The organism is Pantoea sp. KPR_PJ, assembly GCF_041386365.1.
Classification (GTDB): Bacteria; Pseudomonadota; Gammaproteobacteria; order Enterobacterales; family Enterobacteriaceae; genus Pantoea.
In genome coordinates, this window is the sequence record NZ_JABMIK010000002.1 from 466669 (window position 1) to 484348 (window position 17680).

The 17680-nt window shown below is 55.1% G+C and carries 16 protein-coding genes; 2 read left to right on the forward strand and 14 right to left on the reverse strand.

Going from position 1 to position 17680, the window contains the following annotated elements:
* Positions 1–78: 78 nt before the first annotated feature.
* The 12 genes from nuoL to lrhA all read right to left on the reverse strand — a co-directional run bounded on the left by nuoL (position 79) and on the right by lrhA (position 13608).
* Positions 79–1914 (reverse strand): NADH-quinone oxidoreductase subunit L, encoded by a 1836-nt coding sequence (nuoL, locus tag HP564_RS06855; RefSeq protein WP_371241441.1) that lies wholly within the window; start codon positions 1912–1914, stop codon positions 79–81.
* A complete protein-coding gene (gene nuoK / locus HP564_RS06860) occupies positions 1911–2213 on the reverse strand; it encodes an NADH-quinone oxidoreductase subunit NuoK (protein WP_013509877.1) in 303 nt (100 codons plus the stop codon). Before nuoK ends, nuoL begins: the two co-directional genes overlap by 4 nt.
* Complete coding sequence (gene nuoJ, locus HP564_RS06865) at positions 2210–2749, reverse strand: NADH-quinone oxidoreductase subunit J (protein WP_371241442.1); 540 nt, start codon at positions 2747–2749, stop codon at positions 2210–2212. The genes nuoK and nuoJ overlap by 4 nt, the downstream gene beginning before the upstream one ends.
* A 10-nt stretch (positions 2750–2759) precedes the next feature.
* Positions 2760–3302: an NADH-quinone oxidoreductase subunit NuoI gene (gene nuoI, locus HP564_RS06870; protein ID WP_371241444.1), complete on the reverse strand. Its 543-nt coding sequence runs from the start codon at positions 3300–3302 to the stop codon at positions 2760–2762.
* 12 nt (positions 3303–3314) lie between these two features.
* Entirely contained in the window at positions 3315–4292 is a 978-nt protein-coding gene (gene nuoH / locus HP564_RS06875) for an NADH-quinone oxidoreductase subunit NuoH (protein WP_371241446.1), read from the reverse strand.
* Positions 4289–7012, reverse strand: a complete 2724-nt coding sequence (nuoG, locus tag HP564_RS06880; RefSeq protein ID WP_371241448.1) for an NADH-quinone oxidoreductase subunit NuoG — start codon at positions 7010–7012, stop codon at positions 4289–4291. The genes nuoH and nuoG overlap by 4 nt, the downstream gene beginning before the upstream one ends.
* Positions 7013–7115: 103 nt before the next feature.
* Positions 7116–8456 carry an NADH-quinone oxidoreductase subunit NuoF gene (gene nuoF / locus HP564_RS06885; protein ID WP_371242008.1) on the reverse strand — a complete coding sequence of 447 codons (1341 nt, stop codon included), beginning with the start codon at positions 8454–8456 and terminating at the stop codon, positions 7116–7118.
* Positions 8457–8458: 2 nt separating this feature from the next.
* A complete protein-coding gene (gene nuoE, locus HP564_RS06890; protein WP_371241450.1) occupies positions 8459–8974 on the reverse strand; it encodes an NADH-quinone oxidoreductase subunit NuoE in 516 nt (171 codons plus the stop codon).
* 2 nt (positions 8975–8976) lie between these two features.
* Positions 8977–10776 carry an NADH-quinone oxidoreductase subunit C/D gene (gene nuoC / locus HP564_RS06895; RefSeq protein ID WP_371241452.1) on the reverse strand — a complete coding sequence of 600 codons (1800 nt, stop codon included), beginning with the start codon at positions 10774–10776 and terminating at the stop codon, positions 8977–8979.
* 117 nt (positions 10777–10893) lie between these two features.
* On the reverse strand, positions 10894–11571 hold the full coding sequence (locus HP564_RS06900) for an NADH-quinone oxidoreductase subunit B family protein (RefSeq protein WP_371241454.1): 678 nt from the start codon (positions 11569–11571) through the stop codon (positions 10894–10896).
* Between the two features lie 15 nt (positions 11572–11586).
* Complete coding sequence (locus HP564_RS06905; protein ID WP_033750490.1) at positions 11587–12024, reverse strand: NADH-quinone oxidoreductase subunit A; 438 nt, start codon at positions 12022–12024, stop codon at positions 11587–11589.
* A 660-nt stretch (positions 12025–12684) separates the two neighbouring features.
* Positions 12685–13608, reverse strand: a complete 924-nt coding sequence (gene lrhA, locus HP564_RS06910; protein WP_371241456.1) for a transcriptional regulator LrhA — start codon at positions 13606–13608, stop codon at positions 12685–12687.
* A gap of 965 nt (positions 13609–14573) precedes the next feature.
* Here lrhA and HP564_RS06915 point away from each other — a divergent pair.
* Both HP564_RS06915 and yfbR read left to right on the forward strand, forming a co-directional pair.
* Complete coding sequence (locus HP564_RS06915; protein WP_371241458.1) at positions 14574–15791, forward strand: pyridoxal phosphate-dependent aminotransferase; 1218 nt, start codon at positions 14574–14576, stop codon at positions 15789–15791.
* A 69-nt stretch (positions 15792–15860) separates the two neighbouring features.
* The gene (gene yfbR, locus HP564_RS06920; protein ID WP_371241459.1) at positions 15861–16460 is read left to right on the forward strand and encodes a 5'-deoxynucleotidase; all 600 of its coding nucleotides are present in this window, start codon (positions 15861–15863) and stop codon (positions 16458–16460) included.
* A 1-nt stretch (position 16461) separates the two neighbouring features.
* Here yfbR and HP564_RS06925 read toward each other — a convergent pair whose 3' ends face one another.
* Positions 16462–17121 carry a sugar phosphatase gene (locus HP564_RS06925; RefSeq protein ID WP_371241461.1) on the reverse strand — a complete coding sequence of 220 codons (660 nt, stop codon included), beginning with the start codon at positions 17119–17121 and terminating at the stop codon, positions 16462–16464.
* 12 nt (positions 17122–17133) lie between these two features.
* Positions 17134–17628, reverse strand: a complete 495-nt coding sequence (locus tag HP564_RS06930) for a YfbU family protein (RefSeq protein WP_371241462.1) — start codon at positions 17626–17628, stop codon at positions 17134–17136.
* Positions 17629–17680 lie beyond the last annotated feature (52 nt).

Here is a 17680-nt window from a genome sequence, read left to right on the forward strand (position 1 = left end):
CCGAAACCACACATATATCAGGCAATTTTTAACATTCTTGACCTGGGACGCCTCACCGAAACGCCCCGCTCATCAACCTTAAACCACCAGCATCAGCGCCAGCACCACCACGGCACCAATGCTCATTGAGGCGACATACCAGCGCAGGTAACCGCTTTCGCTGACCACCAGGCCTTTGTTGCCAATACGCGACAGCAGCGCAGGCAGGTTCATCACCGCATTGAGCGGATCGCGCTGAAGCAGCCACGCGATGCCAAGGTAGGGTTTGACGAAAACCTTGTCGTACAGCCAGTCAAAGCCCCAGGCAGCAAACCACCAGGTTGCGAAGAAGCGCCCCGGAGCGCTGTTGGCCACGCGGCTAACCAGGTCGCGTTTGCCCAGCCAGAGCGCCGCCGCAATCAGAATACCGACCACAGCAACGACGCCAGAGGCGATCTCCAGCCCGACTTTGCCCGTTTCGCCTGCTTCACTCTGCGGCAGGACGCCCGCCAGCGGCGGGGTAATCAGCGCGCCCACAAAGGTTGACAGTACCAGCAACACAATCAGCGGCAGATGATGAGTAATCCCTTTACCCGCATGGGCATGGATCTGCTCTTTACCGTGGAAGACGATAAAGATCATGCGGAAGGTATAAACAGAGGTCAGGAAAGCACCGACCAGGCCCGCCACCATCAGATTGATATGGCCATTAGCCAGCGCACCGAACAGAATTTCATCTTTACTGTAGAAGCCCGCCGTAATCAGCGGCAGCGCGGCCAAGGCAGCGCCACCCACCAGGAAGCAGGCATAGACCAGCGGAATACGCTTACGCAGGCCGCCCATTTTAAAGATGTTCTGCTCATGGTGGCAGGCGAGGATCACGGAACCCGACGAGAGGAACAGCAGCGCTTTAAAAAACGCATGCGTCATCAGATGGAAGATTGCCGCGTCCCACGCCTGAACTCCCAGCGCCAGGAACATGTAGCCAATCTGACTCATGGTTGAGTAGGCCAGCACGCGCTTGATGTCCGTCTGCACCAGCGCGGCAAAACCCGCCAGCACCAGCGTGATGGCACCCACGATGCCCACCAGGTGGAGCACGTCGGGAGTCAGCAGGAACAGGCCGTGGCTGCGGGCGATCAGGTAAACGCCCGCCGTCACCATGGTTGCAGCATGAATAAGCGCAGAGACCGGTGTTGGACCAGCCATTGCATCCGCCAGCCAGGTCTGCAATGGCAGCTGGGCTGATTTACCCACTGCACCGCCTAACAACATCAGCGTGGCCCACTGCAGCATGGTGTTGTCTGCGGCGAAGTGCTGCGGTGCCAGTTCCATCATCTCGCGGAAGTTCAGGGTGCCCAGTTCGTTGTAGAGAATGAACAGCGCAAACGCGAGAAAGACGTCGCCAACGCGGGTGATGATAAAAGCCTTCATCGCCGCTTTGCCATTTTCCGGATTGCTGTAGTAGAAGCCGATCAGCAGGTAAGAGCAGAGCCCTACCCCTTCCCAGCCGAGATACATCAGCATCAGGTTGTCGGCCAACACCAGTACCACCATGCTGGCGATAAACAGGTTGGTATAGGCAAAGAAGCGGGAGTAACCCTCTTCTCCACGCATATACCAGGAAGCAAACATATGGATCAGGAAGCCGACACCCGTGACCACCGACAGCATGGTCAGCGAGAGACCATCCAGCGCCAGATTGACTTTGATGTCGAAATTGCCCACCTGCATCCAGGTCCAGAGGGCCTGATTAAAAGGTTGCTGGCCCTGAGCAAAAAAGTCGATTCCGACATAGAGCGTGACCAGCGCCGCCAGGCCTACCGAGCCCATACCTACCGCGGCAGACAGGTTCTCCGACCAGCGGCCACGGGAAAATGCCAACAGCAAAAAGCCGATCAGCGGAAACAGGATTGTTAAGTAGAGAAGATTCATCCGCGCATCTCGCTCACAGTATCAATGTTCAGCGTCTGACGACGACGATAGAGCTGGAGCAGCAGCGCCAGACCGATGCTCGCTTCCGCTGCGGCGAGGCTGATCGCCAGGATATACATTACCTGCCCGTCTGCCTGCCCCCAGTAGCTGCCCGCGACCACCAGCGCCAGCGCGGCCGCGTTGATCATGATTTCAAGACCAATCAGCATAAACAGCAGGTTGCGACGCAACACCAGTGATGTCAGTCCAAGGACAAACAGCACGGCGGCAAGAATTAAGCCGTGTTGTAACGGGATCATGCGTGCTCCTCCTTATTGGCGTCGCGATGACTCAGCACCTCGCCCTGACGCTCTTCGCGTCCGACGTGGAACGCTACGACCAGACCGGCCAGCAGCAGCATAGAGGCCAGTTCAACCGCCAGAACATAGGGTCCAAACAGGCTGATACCGACCGCTTTCGCGTCGATAACCGTTCCGTCGATGCCCTGATCGTTGGCCGTCAGGATGGCATAGACCATGACCACCAGCAGCAGCAGTGAAACGATGCCCGGCCCAATCCACAGCGACGGCTGTAGCCAGTCACGTTCCTGCTTCACGGTCGCGCTGCCCAGGTTAAGCATCATGACCACAAAGACAAACAGCACCATGATGGCCCCGGCGTAAACGATGATCTCCAGTGCTCCGGCGAAGTAAGCGCCAAGCGAGAAGAAAACGCCCGCTACCGACAGCAGCGACACGATAAGGTACAACAGCGCATGTACCGGATTGGTGTGGGTGATAACGCGCAGTGTTGTCAGCACCGCCACCAGACCGCAAATATAAAACGCAATTTCCATGCCGGGCTCCTTAAGGTAACAAGCCTTTGACGTCGACAGGCTTGGCTTCATTTTCCGCTTCGCCCTTCTCTTTCCCTTCGATCGCCATACCTGCCATGCGGTAGAAGTTGTACTCAGGGTATTTGCCCGGACCAGAGATCAGCAGATCTTCTTTCTCATACACCAGATCCTGACGCTTGAACTCACCCAGCTCAAAATCTGGCGTGAGCTGAATGGCCGTTGTCGGACAGGCCTCTTCACACATGCCGCAGAAAATACAGCGGGAGAAATTGATGCGAAAGAACTCTGGATACCAGCGCCCGTCTTTGGTTTCTGCTTTTTGCAGAGAAATACAGCTGACCGGACAGGCAACCGCGCACAGGTTACAGGCGACGCAGCGCTCTTCCCCGTCAGGATCGCGCGTTAATACAATGCGTCCGCGATAGCGTGGCGGCAGATAGACCGGCTCTTCCGGATACATCTGGGTTTCGCGTTTGGCGAAGGCGTGCATGCCTATCATCCAGATACTGCGCACTGTCGTGCCGAAGCCAACGACAATATCTTTTAAAGTCATCTCAAAAACCCCTTACTGCGCGTTGTACAGAATCACTGCGGCGGTCGCCAGCAGGTTCAACAGCGTCAACGGCAGACAGACTTTCCAGCCGAACGACAGCACCTGGTCATAGCGTGGACGCGGAAGCGCAGCACGTATCAGGATAAACATCACCATAAAGAACGCCGTTTTCAGGGCGAACCAGATGAACGGCGGCAGGAACGGACCATGCCAGCCGCCAAAGAACAGCGTAACGATCAGCGCTGACACGGTGGTGATGGCAACATATTCACCCACAAAGAAGAGGCCGAACTTCATCCCGGCATATTCAATGTGATAACCGTCAGCCAGTTCCTGTTCCGCTTCCGGCTGGTCAAACGGGTGGCGGTGACAGACTGCCACGCCAGCGATGCAGAAGGTCAGGAAACCAAAGAACTGCGGAATGATGTTCCACAAATGCGTCTGGCTCTCAACGATCGCATTCATATTGAAAGAGCCTGCCTGCGCCACTACGCCCATCAGCGACAGGCCAAGAAACACCTCGTAGCTCAGCGTCTGGGCAGACGCTCGCATCGCCCCCAGCAGCGAGTATTTATTGTTACTTGACCAGCCCGCGAACAGCACCGCATAGACGGCCAGACCGGCCATCATCAGGAAGAACAGCAGGCCGATGTTGAGATCGGTCACCATCCAGCTCGGCGATACCGGCACAATAGCAAAGGCCAGCAGCAGCGAGACAAAGGCAATAACCGGCGCAAGGGTAAAGATAAAGCGATCGGTAAACGGCGGAACCCAGTCCTCTTTAAAGAACATTTTGATCATGTCCGCCGCCAGCTGGAGCGAGCCGCCCCAGCCTACGCGGTTCGGCCCATAACGGTTCTGCCACAGGCCAAGCAGACGACGCTCGGCGAAGCTCATAAAAGCCCCACAGGCAACGACAACCAGCAGAATCACGATCGCCTTGACCACGGCCAGAATGATGTCGATAACATCCGGTGTTAACCAGCTCATTGTGCCGCCTCCTGCAGTTTGTCAATGCTTGCGCCCGCAAGGAAAGGCGGTACGCCCGGCATCCCCAGCGGCAGGCCAACCTGCCCTGGCTGGAGGGCGCTGGAGAAGCGCACCGGCAGTCGCAGGGTTTCACCTGAGCAGGTGCACTCAACGGCCGCGCCTTCATTGACGCCAAGCTTCAAAGCATCCTGCTGGTTAATCACCAGCATGGGCTGCGGCATGCGTTTCTGGAAGACCGCTGAACGCTGAGACATCTCCTCACTGCCGAACAGCTGGTAGTAAGGAGCCACGCGCCACTGTTCACCGCCGACAAAAGCGGTCGGCACGTTGGTGAACCACGGCAGGGAGGCTTCGCCCGCGTCAAACAGTCGCACACCCGGATCGCCATTGCGCAGCTTGCCACCCACTTCAGCCTGGAATTTATTCCACGCCTGCGGCGAGTTCCAGCCTGGTGCCCAGGCGAACGGGATTTGCGAACGCGGTGCGCTCGGCTGGTTATTCCCCTCCATGGAGAAGGCAAACATGGTATCGCGGTCCTGCGGCTGGCGCGGCTCGTGCACGCTGATATTGGCGCGCGCGGCGGTACGTCCACTGGAACGAATCGGTGAGCGCGACAGCTTTTGCCCACGAATGCGGAAGCTGGCGTCAGGTGCCGCATCCTTGATGCCTTTCAGCTGGGGCAGCTTCGCCACCACGGCGTCAATAACGTGATCGAGCTGCGTCCAGTCGATGTGACGGCTTTCCAGCGCGCTGTGCAGCGAGTGGAGCCAGCGCCAGCTCTCCAGCATCACAATGCTGTTGTCATAATAGGCGGGATCGTAAACCTGGAAGAAACGCTGCGCACGGCCTTCATGGTTGATCGAGGTGCCGTCACTTTCTGCAAAGCTGGCGGTAGAGAGCACCAGGCCCGCTTTCTCCAGCGTGGCGGTATGCTGATGATCGACCACGATCACGTTTGAAACGTTGGCCAGCGCGGCATCGACCTGCGCTTTTGGCGCGTGGCGATAAAGATCGTTTTCCAGTACTACCACGGCATCCGCTTCACCGCCGCGCAGCTGTTCCAGCGCACTGTCGAGCGTATTACCGCCCATCAGACCCAGGCCCATGCTGTTTGCCGCACCGGCCAGCAGAGTAATGCCGACATCCGCTCCGCGCGCTTTCAATGCTTTCGCCACGTTGGCTGCGGCTTCAATCATCGCCGAGCTACCCGAATGGGTGCCCGAGATAATCAGCGGCTTCTTCGCCCCGGCAAGCGCCTGGACGACCACGTCCAGTTTGCCGTTCAGGCTGCGGTCGAAATCGCTTACCGCCGGTGCACTCTCATCCAGCGCACTGGCAATAGCAAAGCCAAGACGCGCCTGGTCCTCTACCGGCGCGCGATAGCTCCACGCGGCGATATCATCAAGGCGGGTTTCATCAACGTTAGTCACAAACAGCGGATGCTTAGCGTGCTGACCAATGTTGAGAATGGCCGCAATCTGCCAGTCGGCAACTTTTTGTGCCGCAGCCATCTCGCGCGCCTTGCCCTTCACCGCCTGACGCACCGAGAGCGCCACGCGTGCGCCAACCTGGGTCAGATCTTCGCCCAGCACCAGCACCGCATCGTAGCTTTCCATTTCGCGCAGCGATGGCGTATAGATGCCGCTTTCACGCAGCACCTTGATCATCAGTTCCAGACGCGCCTGTTCCCCCGCAGGCATGCCGGTTGAGAAGTTTTCTGCGCCCACCAGCTCACGCAGCGCGAAGTTGCTTTCAATGCTGGCTCGGGGAGAGCCGATACCGATCACGCGTTTTGCCTGACGCAGAACGTCAGCTGCGGCGTTGACCGCCTGCTCTGCGTTCAGCATCACGCGGTCATTACCGCGCAGCAGCACCGGATGACGTGGACGATCTTTGCGGTTGACGTAGCCATAGCCAAAACGGCCGCGGTCGCAGAGGAAGTAGTGGTTTACCGTGCCGTTATAGCGGTTTTCAATGCGGCGCAGTTCGCCATAGCGCTCACCCGGGCTGGTGTTACAGCCAACGCTGCACTGCTGGCAGATGCTCGGCGCAAACTGCATGTCCCATTTACGGTTATAGCGCTCAGAGTGGGTTTTGTCAGTGAAAACGCCGGTCGGGCAGATCTCCACCAGGTTACCGGAGAATTCGCTCTCCAGCGTGCCCTCTTCCGGACGACCGAAGTAGACATTGTCATGCGCGCCGTACACGCCCAGATCTTTGCCGTCAGCATAGTCTTTGTAGTAACGCACGCAGCGATAGCAGGCGATACAGCGGTTCATCTCGTGAGAAATGAACGGGCCGAGATCCTGATTCTGGTGAGTACGCTTGGTAAAACGGTAACGACGGAAACTGTGGCCCGTCATCACTGTCATATCCTGAAGGTGGCAGTTGCCCCCCTCTTCGCAGACGGGACAGTCGTGCGGGTGGTTGGTCATCAGCCACTCCACCACGCTTTCGCGAAACTCTTTTGCCTCGCCGTCGTCGATAGAAATAAAGGTGCCGTCAGAGGCCGGCGTCATGCAGGACATAACGAGACGACCACGCGTATCTTCGGCATTCTGGAATTGCTTCACCGCGCACTGGCGGCAAGCCCCAACGCTGCCCAGCGCCGGATGCCAGCAAAAATAAGGAATATCAAGGCCCAGAGAGAGACACGCCTGTAGCAGGTTGTCCGCTCCGTTCACATCATATTCTTTACCGTCTACATGGATTGTAGCCATAGTGAACATGCTTCCGTAAGGCTCGTCGGAGACGAGCGTTAATCATATTCTCGCCCTGGTTCCAGGGCAGCGGCGCAGAGCCGTTTCCGTATGCTGCGGTGAATTACCAGCGGGCTTTCAGCAGGTTAGGCTGAATACCGCCAATCGCGCGCGTATTGCCAAAGACCTGTGGTGCCATACCGGCTTCAAACTCTTCACGGAAATATTTAATCGCGCTTTGCAGCGGCTCTACCGCACCGGGTGCGTGGGCGCAGAAGGTTTTACCGGGCCCAAGCTGGCGGCAAAGCTGCAACAGGGTTTCAATATCGCCCGGCTGACCTTTACCCTGCTCCAGAGCGCGCAGAATTTTCACGCTCCACGGCAGGCCGTCACGGCATGGTGTACACCAGCCGCAGGATTCACGCGCAAAAAACTCTTCCAGGTTGCGCACCAGCGACACCATATTAATCTCGTGGTCCACCGCCATCGCCAGTGCGGTTCCCAGACGGCTGCCTGCCTTACCAATGCTGGCAAACTCCATCGGCAGATCGAGGTGCTGCTCGGTCAGGAAGTCGGTGCCTGCACCGCCCGGCTGCCATGCTTTAAAGCGTAAACCGTCACGCATGCCGCCCGCATAGTCTTCCAGAATCTCACGTGCGGTAATGCCGAACGGCAACTCCCAGACGCCGGGATTTTTTACGCGGCCTGAAAAGCCCATCATCTTGGTGCCGGCGTCTTCGCTTTTCGACAGGCCTTTGTACCAGTCGACGCCGTTAGCCAGAATCGCCGGGACATTGGAGAGCGTTTCCACGTTGTTTACGCAGGTCGGCTTGCCCCATACGCCTGCGCTCGCCGGAAACGGCGGCTTGGAGCGAGGATTCGCACGACGGCCTTCCAGCGAGTTGATCAGCGCCGTCTCTTCACCGCAAATATAGCGGCCTGCACCGGTATGAACGATCAGTTCAAAATCGAAACCCGTGCCGAGAATATTTTTACCGAGGAACCCCGCTTCCGTTGCTTCAGCAATGGCGCGGCGCAAGTGCACTGCTGCTTCAATATACTCGCCGCGCAGGAAGATGTAGCCGCGATAGGCTTTCAGAGCGAAGGCGCTAATCAGCATGCCTTCCACCAGCTGATGCGGCATCTGCTCCATCAGCAGGCGGTCTTTATAGGTGCCCGGCTCCATCTCATCAGCGTTACACAGCAGATAGCGGATATTCATGGATTCGTCTTTCGGCATCAGACTCCACTTCAGACCGGTGGAGAAGCCCGCGCCGCCACGCCCTTTCAGGCCGGAATCTTTTACCAGCGAGACGATCTCGTCAGGTGCCATGCCGTTTAGCGCTTTTTCTGCACCCGCATAGCCGTTTTTACTGCGGTACTCTTCAAACCACACCGGCTGCTGATCTTCACGCATGCGCCAGGTCAGCGGATGAGTTTCCGCAGTACGAATGATCTGTTTCATCGTCATTGATACTGCTCCAGTAGCGAGGCGATGCCTTCCGGCGTCAGATGAACATGAGTATCTTCATCCACCATCATGGTCGGGCCTTTGTCGCAGTTGCCCAGGCAGCAGGTCGGCAGCAGCGTAAAGCGACCGTCCGCGGTGGTCTGGCCAGGCTTAATATTAAGGTTTTGCTCCAGCGCGGCCTGAATTCCCTGATAGCCGGTGATGTGGCACACCACGCTGTCGCAGTAGCGAATAACGTGACGGCCAACCGGCTGGCGGAAAATCTGGCTATAAAACGTCGCCACGCCTTCTACGTCGCTGGCCGGGATGCCCAGTACGTCGGCAATCGCGTGGATGGCACCATCCGGTACCCAGCCGCGCTGCTTCTGCACGATCTTCAGCGCTTCGATTGACGCCGCACGCGCATCTTCATAGTGGTGTTTCTCGTGCTCGATAGCGTGATGCTCTTCTGCGCTCAGCACGAAGACCTCAGTTGGGTCGATCGTATGAATGGCAATTTTTTGATCGTGCATAATTAGCGGTCCACGTCTGACATAACAAAATCGATACTACCGAGGTAAACGATCAGATCGGATACCAGGCTGCCGCGGATCACCGACGGGATCTGCTGCAGGTGCGGGAAGCTCGGCGTGCGCACGCGGGTGCGGTAGCTCATGGTGCTGCCGTCGCTGGTCAGGTAGTAACTGTTGATCCCTTTGGTTGCCTCAATCATCTGGAAGGATTCATTGGCCGGCATCACCGGACCCCAGGATACCTGGAGGAAGTGGGTGATCAGGGTTTCAATGTGCTGCAACGTACGCTCTTTCGGCGGCGGTGTAGTCAGCGGATGATCGGCCTTGAACGGGCCTTCCGGCATATTGTTCAGGCACTGCTCCAGAATGCGCAGCGACTGCCACATCTCTTCCATCTTCAGCTGCACGCGCGTGTAGGCGTCGCTGATACCCGCGCCGACCGGGATCTCAAAGTCGAAGTTTTCATAGCCGGAGTAAGGACGCCATTTACGCACGTCAAAGTCGAGGCCGGTAGCACGCAGGGCAGCACCCGTGGTGCCCCAGGCAAGCGCTTCATCCATGTTATAGGCGGCCACGCCTTTAGAGCGGCCCACCAGCACGCTGTTGCGCAGCGCGGCCTTGTCATACTCTTTCAGGCGTTTCGGCATCCAGTCGAGGAACTCGCGCAGCAGGCGCTCCCAGCCTTTCGGCAGGTCGTGCGCCACGCCACCGATGCGGAACCATGCCGGGTGCATACGGAAGCCGGTAATCGCCTCCACCACGTCATAAATTTTCTGGCGATCGGTAAAGGCAAAGAACACCGGCGTCATCGCCCCGACGTCCTGGATGAAGGTTGAGATATAGAGCAAGTGGCTGTTAATGCGGAACAGCTCAGAAAGCATTACGCGGATGACATTCACGCGATCTGGCACCACGATACCGGCCAGCTTCTCTACCGCCAGCACATAGGGCATTTCGTTGACGCAGCCGCCAAGATACTCAATGCGATCGGTGTACGGGATGTAGCTGTGCCAGGACTGACGCTCGCCCATCTTCTCGGCACCACGATGGTGATAGCCGATATCCGGTACGCAGTCGACTATCTCTTCGCCGTCGAGTTGCAGAATGATTCGGAAAGCACCGTGCGCTGACGGGTGGTTCGGCCCCAGGTTGAGGAACATAAAGTCCTCACTGCTGGTGCTGCGCTTCATCCCCCACTCTTCGGGCTTGAAGGTCAGCGCCTCCATCTCCAGATCTTCTTTTTGTTTGGTCAGCGTAAAGGGGTCAAACTCGGTGGCACGCGCCGGGTAGTCTTTACGCAGCGGATGTCCTTCCCATGTCTGCGGCATCATGATGCGCGTCAGGTGCGGGTGACCATCAAACGTAATGCCAAACATCTCCCAGGTTTCACGCTCATACCAGTTAGCGTTGGGGAAGATTTTGGTCAGCGTAGGCAGGTGCAGATCGTTTTCCGACAGCGCCACTTTAAGCATGATGTCGCGGTTACGTTCGATCGACAGGAAATGATAGAAAACGGAAAAATCCGCGGCGGGCAAACCGGCGCGGTGGGTACGCAAGCGCTCATCCATACCATGCAGGTCATACAGCATGATGTAGGGTTTTGGCAGCTTACGCAGGAAGGACACGACCTCCAGCAGCTGTTCGCGCTTGACCCACACAACAGGAATACCTGTACGGGTTGGCTGAACGGTAAAGGCATCCGGCCCAAAACGGTTACGCAGCTCGCCAATCACCGGGTCATCCAGGTGATCCCGGGTTTGCCATGCTGGTTGAGCGAGATCGTGCGTGGTTAAATCTGTCATACGTTACTCACCATTCCGGCCTGTCGCCAGGCACTCAAAAGAAGGCGTCAGGATGGGGCCGCGCATTAAATTGTGATGTTTTGCTGCGGGCCTGAAGTCCATCCATGTACGGTGTTCTTACACTTCGTCAGGCGTGCGAAGATTGGTAACAGCGATGCGCTCGCCGCGTTTCCTTTCACGTTCCGACTGCATGTTGGCGCGATACACGCCCTGGTCGCCCACGACCCATGACAGTGGACGGCGCTCTTTGCCAATCGACTCACGTAGCAGCAACAGCGCCTGCATATAAGCTTCCGGGCGTGGCGGGCAGCCAGGAATGTAGACGTCAACCGGCAGGAATTTATCGACACCCTGCACCACGGAGTAAATGTCATACATGCCGCCAGAGTTCGCGCAGGCACCCATTGAGATAACCCACTTTGGCTCCAGCATCTGGTCATACAGACGCTGTATGACCGGTGCCATTTTGGTAAACGGCGTGCCGGCAATCACCATAAAATCTGCCTGACGCGGTGAGGCGCGCATAACTTCCGCACCAAAACGCGCAACGTCGTGCACAGCAGTAAATGAAGTGGTCATCTCTACGTAACAGCAGGACAGACCAAAGTTGTAGGGCCACAGAGAGTTTTTGCGTCCCCAGTTCACCATGTCATGCAGGGCATGTTCGAGCTTGCCCATGTAGACGCTGCGATGAACGTGCTGCTCAAGGGGATCGGCGACGACCTCCTGTTTTTGCAGAGGATAACGGTCGTTCTCACCACCGTTAGGGTCTATGCGGGTGAGCGTATAGTCCATCAGATTGCCTCGCTTTTACTGCTTATGAGGGTTGGTGTGACCGATCGGGCTGGATTTGACCACCACGCGACGGCGTGCAGGTGCCCAGTCCAGCGCGCCAATACGCACCAGATAGACCAGTCCTGCCAGGAGCACCAAAATGAAAATTGCGGCTTCCACAAAGCCGACCCATCCACTTTCGCGGATTGAGGTCGCCCATGCGTATAAAAAGAGAGCTTCTACGTCAAAGATGACGAAGAACATGGCGACAAGGTAGAACTTCGCCGAGAGGCGGATATGGGTATCACCCACAGATTCAATACCGGATTCAAACGGGGTTTCTTTATGACGGGCGCGAGCGCGACCGCCTAAAAGCCATCCTCCGGTAAGCATAAAGGCGCAAAGGCCGAAAGCGATAATGACAAATATGATAAACGCCCAGTGATGAGCGACGACTTCGGTGGCTGTTGACATACTCTTTGCTTACTCATCAAAAGTGGCGATGGCATCCTGCGCGGGTCACTTGCAGCAAACGCACCACATCGATTCAAGGGAAGGAAAAAAACCTTATAAATTATGCTGTCATTATCAATTAGGCAGCAATTTTATGGGGTTTTTTACTCCTTTCTATAACCTTTTGTCAACTTTGACAAAAGTATCCAAACATTATTTTACACGCGCATCAAAATTTTAACATATGATGCGCGTGATGCCAGCTAAATCGCTTCAGTCTGTAAGGTCTTTTGAAGATAGCGGGAAATCAAATGCATGGATCGTGCATTTATCCAACATATTTTGGCAGGGTTTAGCGCTTTTTCCTTCCCCTTAGCAGGGATATTTTTTTGATCCAGAACACAAAATCAGGCTTTTTGTCCTTTTTTTCAGCAATTGACAGCCAAATACGAAACAGTGCTTTCACTTGAGCAGCTAAAACATTTCATCTTTTTTTAAAAAGGAAGCAGCGTTTTAATTTGTTGTTACCAGAATAAAAAACAGGCTCTGTTTCGCCCAAAAACAGAAAGCTGAAGAGATAAAAAAAGCCCTTCGCAGTAAAAAAATTGCGAAAGGCTTTTTTATTACACTTTTAACAAGTGAACAGCGCTTTAAAAAGCGCCGGGAACAAGATGCTATGAATTACTCATCATCATCCAGCAACAACGTCCCGTCTGGATTTGCACTCAGATTGTAGGGATCGTTAGTGGACTGCATGGCATTGAAGATGGCCAGCGCCAGTTCGTTCTCGCTGTCAGGATTACGACACAGCAGATACTGGGTATCCGGCAGTACCGGCAGGCCTTCCGCAGCCCCCATAACGCGCAGCTCAGGACTCATCATCTCAACCGGACGCGCCGTAACGCCCAGCCCGGCTTTCACCGCAGCTCGTACGGCAGCCAGCGTGGAGGCCACATATGAGATGCGCCATGGGATGCCCGCCTCGTTAAGATGATCGATAGCCATATCACGGTATGGACTCGGTTCATCCAGCAGAACCAACGGGATCGCTTCGCCGCGTTGAAAAATGTAATCTGCCGCGCAGTACCACAGTGTTGGAGACGTACGCAGTACCTGATGGGTAAAGCTGCCAGGACTTGACGTGGTCACCACCAGATCGACTTCGCCCTGATTCAGCATCTCCATCATAAAGGGATTACGCTTTACGCGGACATCAATCGCCAGTTTTGGATAGACCGAGGTCACGCGGTTAAGCAGAAATGGCAGGATGGTATCTGAGGTATCATCGGAAGCGCCAATAGTCAGAACGCCCTGAATATTGCTGTACATCAGAGACGTGCAGGCTTCGTCATTAAAACGCAGGATCTTCCTGGCGTAGCCCAAAAGCTGAATACCGTGCTCGGTTAATAGTTTATTACGTCCATGTCTGGCAAACAGCTCTTTACCTACCAATTGCTCCAGACGCTGCATCTGCTGGCTGACTGCAGACTGAGTTCTGCACACAGCCGCAGCCGCAGCCGCAAAAGTGTTCAGGTCCGCAACGGCAACAAATGTTCTCAGCAGATCGAGGTCGAGATTCAGTATCGGACGATTTGCATTAGTCATGTTTTCTTCACTTATAAGATTTTTAAAATACTACTACCCTGGTGTAATTACGCGTTTTATCAAAGAGATAAACGGTAATGGTGCTCATTGTTGGTCCTGTGTGAGACCAGCAAAGAAATTTGTGTCAGGTGAATACCGACAAACGCGCATCCTGACCTGGCAGGACAACAGCGTTGAGCAGACAGAAACAACTTCTGGACTGACAGCGCGGGAGCGCAAATGCAGGAAGCTGCGTTGTTGTCTAAAGTCCCCCTGTTTTCAATAGACAGAAGGAAAACTCGCTACAAGAGTATGAAGTGCGTAGCAGTAAAAGGCGACAAATAATAAATTATACTTAATCATTTTTAACTTCAAAATGGAAATGATTTTGTGAAAACCATCGTAATTTTTGACCAAATCGCATTTCTCGGTCCTCCTGGCCTGCCACTGATTGCTTTTTGACCAGCCCATTTCTAAAAGTCGAGGCAAAGTCAGAAGATACGCCTTAAATACCTTTTATCTGATGCAAAATGGTCCTTCCAGATACGGAACTTTTCTGGTTCATAACGTCCCTGCAGATGGCCGTAACGGGCTGGCTGCTTCCGGGCTGGCTTATTAGCCATCCAGTCCTGCCACTATTTTGAGCTTTCCTGTAAAAAACCTTAACTGTTTCGGTATTGACACATCTGCCTGCCAGCGTCTATCGCTCACTAAAATTACTCGATTGGAATGTCAGACGCCGGACAGCGTTGTTTACAGCTAATCGCTCACAGCATGGTGCAATATACTAAATAACGAAAGCATTGCAGTTTTTTTATCTAGTTTATTCAAAAGGAATTTCTGTTTACGCTACAGGAAAGGCAAAAAAAGATGACAAACACGCCAAAACCTGCCGCTGCCCTTCTTTTGTCACGATGAGGAGAGTACATTGTGCTGGTTTGATTTCTGCGGCAGTAAAAGGATTCTGCCCCTAAAGGCGATTAAAAATGACTTTTCAAATTGATAAATCCGGCAAACTGGAAAATGTCTGCTATGACATTCGCGGGCCGGTACTTAAAGAGGCCAAACGTCTCGAAGAAGAAGGTAACAAAGTTCTTAAGCTCAACATCGGCAACCCCGCCCCTTTTGGTTTTGAAGCTCCCGATGAAATCCTGGTCGATGTGATTCGTAACTTGCCCAGCGCGCAGGGTTACTGCGATTCCAAAGGGCTCTATACCGCACGCAAAGCGATTATGCAGCACTATCAGGCACGAGAAATGCGCGATGTGACGGTTGAGGACATCTATATTGGCAACGGTGTTTCTGAACTGATTGTGCAGGCGATGCAGGCCCTGCTTAACAGCGGCGATGAGATGCTGGTACCGGCCCCCGACTACCCGCTCTGGACGGCAGCCGTCTCCCTCTCCAGCGGCAAAGCCGTGCACTATCTGTGTGACGAGTCCTCAGACTGGTTCCCGGATCTGGACGATATCCGCAGCAAGATTACACCTCGCACACGCGGGATTGTGATCATCAACCCCAATAATCCAACGGGCGCGGTATACAGCAAAGAACTGCTGCTGGAGATCGTTGAGATCGCACGCCAGCATAACCTGATCATTTTTGCCGACGAAATCTACGACAAAATCCTTTACGATCAGGCGCAGCACCATTCGATCGCCGCGCTGGCACCCGATCTGCTGACCGTCACCTTCAATGGCCTCTCCAAAACCTACCGCGTTGCCGGTTTTCGTCAGGGCTGGATGGTCCTCAACGGACCGAAAAAACATGCGAAAGGGTATATTGAAGGGCTGGAGATGCTGGCGTCCATGCGCCTGTGCGCTAACGTGCCGGCACAGCATGCCATCCAGACTGCACTGGGCGGCTACCAGAGCATTAGCGAATTTATTGCTCCGGGTGGACGTCTTTATGAGCAGCGCCAGCGTGCCTGGGAACTGATTAATGATATTCCTGGCGTCACCTGCGTGAAGCCAAACGGCGCGCTCTATATGTTCCCACGCATTGATGCGAAGAAGTTTAATATCCACGACGATCAGAAAATGGTGCTCGACTTCCTGCTACAGGAGAAAGTGCTGCTGGTTCAGGGAACCGCCTTTAACTGGCCGTGGCCGGATCATGTGCGTATTGTCACTCTGCCTCGCGTCGACGATCTGGAAATGGCTATCGGCAAGTTTGACCGTTTCCTGCAAGGCTATCGTCAGTAAAACTGGCCGCGTATACTGACAGCATTTGGGGAAGCGCGATGCTTCCCCCGCTTGCAGACAGGATAACGCATGACCCGTAGCCATTTTTTTGCCTATCTCTCCCGCCTCAAACTGATTAACCGCTGGCCGCTGATGCGTAACGTGCGCACTGAAAATGTTTCGGAGCATAGCCTGCAGGTTGCGATGGTGGCGCATGCGCTTGCCGCCATAAAAAACACGAAGTTCAACGGTAATCTCAACGCCGATCGGATTGCGATGCTGGCGCTCTATCATGACGCCAGCGAAGTACTGACCGGTGACTTGCCCACGCCGGTAAAATATTACAACGCGCAGATTGCACATGAATACAAGCAGATAGAGAAGATCGCCCAGCAGAAGCTGATTGAGATGCTGCCGGAAGCGCTTCAGGATATATACCGTCCGCTGCTGGATGAGCATCAGCACAGTGAAGAGGAGCAGTCGGTGGTCAAGCAGGCAGACGCGCTATGCGCCTACCTGAAGTGTCTGGAAGAGCTATCGGCGGGTAATAATGAGTTCCTGCTGGCGAAGGCACGACTGGAAAAAACGCTACAGCAGCGGCGTTCGCCAGAAATGGACTATTTTGTCGAGGTTTTTATTCCCAGCTTCAGCCTGTCGCTGGACGAGATCTCGCAGGATTCGCCGCTGTAACTCAGCGTTTCACACCGAGCGTAAAACCACCCTGCGCCTGCGGAGTCACCACCAGCGATTCCAGCGTGGTGAGTTGCAGCAGTGACTCATTCAGGCGCGGCGCATCGGCCGGGGCATTCACAGCGACAACGGCACAGCCTGCATTCAGACCCGAGAGGATCCCCGCTGGCGCATCTTCAACCACCACGCACGCTCTCGCAGGCAGCCCCAGCTTTTCCGCGCCCAGCAGATAGGGATCGGGTTCAGGCTTGCCTCTGGCAACCTGCTCTGCCGTGATAAAAACCGATGGCAGTGGCAATCCGGCAGCCTTGTGACGGGCATGTGCTACCGGCAGGGTGCCTGACGTCACAATCGCCCAGGGGATCTGCATCTCATTCAGTGAAGTGAGCAGCGCCTGCGCGCCCGGCAGCGCGCGTACGCCATCAGTGTCCTGCGCTTCACATTGTTCCAGCAGGTGAAATTCGGCCTGAATAGCGTCATCGGGCTGGCCCGCCATAAAATGGCGCAGCGAGGTGATGGCCTGCTTGCCGTGTATAAAGTTCAGGATCTCATCCGCTGCAATGTTGTGACGCGCACCCCAGTTGCTCCATGCACGCTCAACCGCGGGCAGGGAATCAACCAGCGTGCCATCCAGATCAAACAAAAAACCACTATAGGTCACAGGCTGCTCCCGTCAGGCATTAATAATCTGCGCAATTTCAGTCGCGCACAGGTGATATTGACGGGGACAAGTGTGCCATACTGCCAGCATGCGTTGATACTTTTCCCACATGGGAACCTGTGCATTGAACCCATGCGTACCTGAGTCGAAGTGGGTGTAGCGCCCCTCGGTATTCACCATAAAGCGCACGTAGCCGAGAAAGCGCGCTTCGGTGGCCGCATCAAACCCCATGAATGCCAGCCGACGTGCGTCGAGCTGAGAGGTGTCGCTGAGATTTGACCAGGAGACATGCAGCGCATGGTGCATCTCCATCACATCGATAATGGTGCGGCAGGTCTCTTCGGAAAGTTCGCCAAACTCTTTGTCGAGCTCGCGCATCTGCAACCCATAACCGCGCTCAATAATGGTCTGATAACGGCGATAGCGTTCCGCATTGTCCGGCTCCAGCATGGCCATTATTTTATACTGGTTAGAGAGAATAAGACGCTGGGCGTGGGTCATTTCCATCACAGGCTCCTGGCCAACTGGCCGCTCAAGAATCAGGCGAAAATGATGGCAC

Coding starts and splice junctions, on each gene's coding strand:
- nuoE (WP_371241450.1), bottom strand. CDS start 8,974: ATGCACGATCAAAAAATTGCCATTCATACGATCGACCCAACTGAGGTC.
- nuoF (WP_371242008.1), bottom strand. CDS start 8,456: ATGAAACAGATCATTCGTACTGCGGAAACTCATCCGCTGACCTGGCGC.
- nuoG (WP_371241448.1), bottom strand. CDS start 7,012: ATGGCTACAATCCATGTAGACGGTAAAGAATATGATGTGAACGGAGCG.
- nuoJ (WP_371241442.1), bottom strand. CDS start 2,749: ATGGAAATTGCGTTTTATATTTGCGGTCTGGTGGCGGTGCTGACAACA.
- HP564_RS06915 (WP_371241458.1), top strand. CDS start 14,574: ATGACTTTTCAAATTGATAAATCCGGCAAACTGGAAAATGTCTGCTAT.
- nuoC (WP_371241452.1), bottom strand. CDS start 10,776: ATGACAGATTTAACCACGCACGATCTCGCTCAACCAGCATGGCAAACC.
- nuoK (WP_013509877.1), bottom strand. CDS start 2,213: ATGATCCCGTTACAACACGGCTTAATTCTTGCCGCCGTGCTGTTTGTC.
- yfbR (WP_371241459.1), top strand. CDS start 15,861: ATGACCCGTAGCCATTTTTTTGCCTATCTCTCCCGCCTCAAACTGATT.
- HP564_RS06900 (WP_371241454.1), bottom strand. CDS start 11,571: ATGGACTATACGCTCACCCGCATAGACCCTAACGGTGGTGAGAACGAC.
- lrhA (WP_371241456.1), bottom strand. CDS start 13,608: ATGACTAATGCAAATCGTCCGATACTGAATCTCGACCTCGATCTGCTG.
- HP564_RS06930 (WP_371241462.1), bottom strand. CDS start 17,628: ATGGAAATGACCCACGCCCAGCGTCTTATTCTCTCTAACCAGTATAAA.
- nuoL (WP_371241441.1), bottom strand. CDS start 1,914: ATGAATCTTCTCTACTTAACAATCCTGTTTCCGCTGATCGGCTTTTTG.
- nuoI (WP_371241444.1), bottom strand. CDS start 3,302: ATGACTTTAAAAGATATTGTCGTTGGCTTCGGCACGACAGTGCGCAGT.
- nuoH (WP_371241446.1), bottom strand. CDS start 4,292: ATGAGCTGGTTAACACCGGATGTTATCGACATCATTCTGGCCGTGGTC.
- HP564_RS06905 (WP_033750490.1), bottom strand. CDS start 12,024: ATGTCAACAGCCACCGAAGTCGTCGCTCATCACTGGGCGTTTATCATA.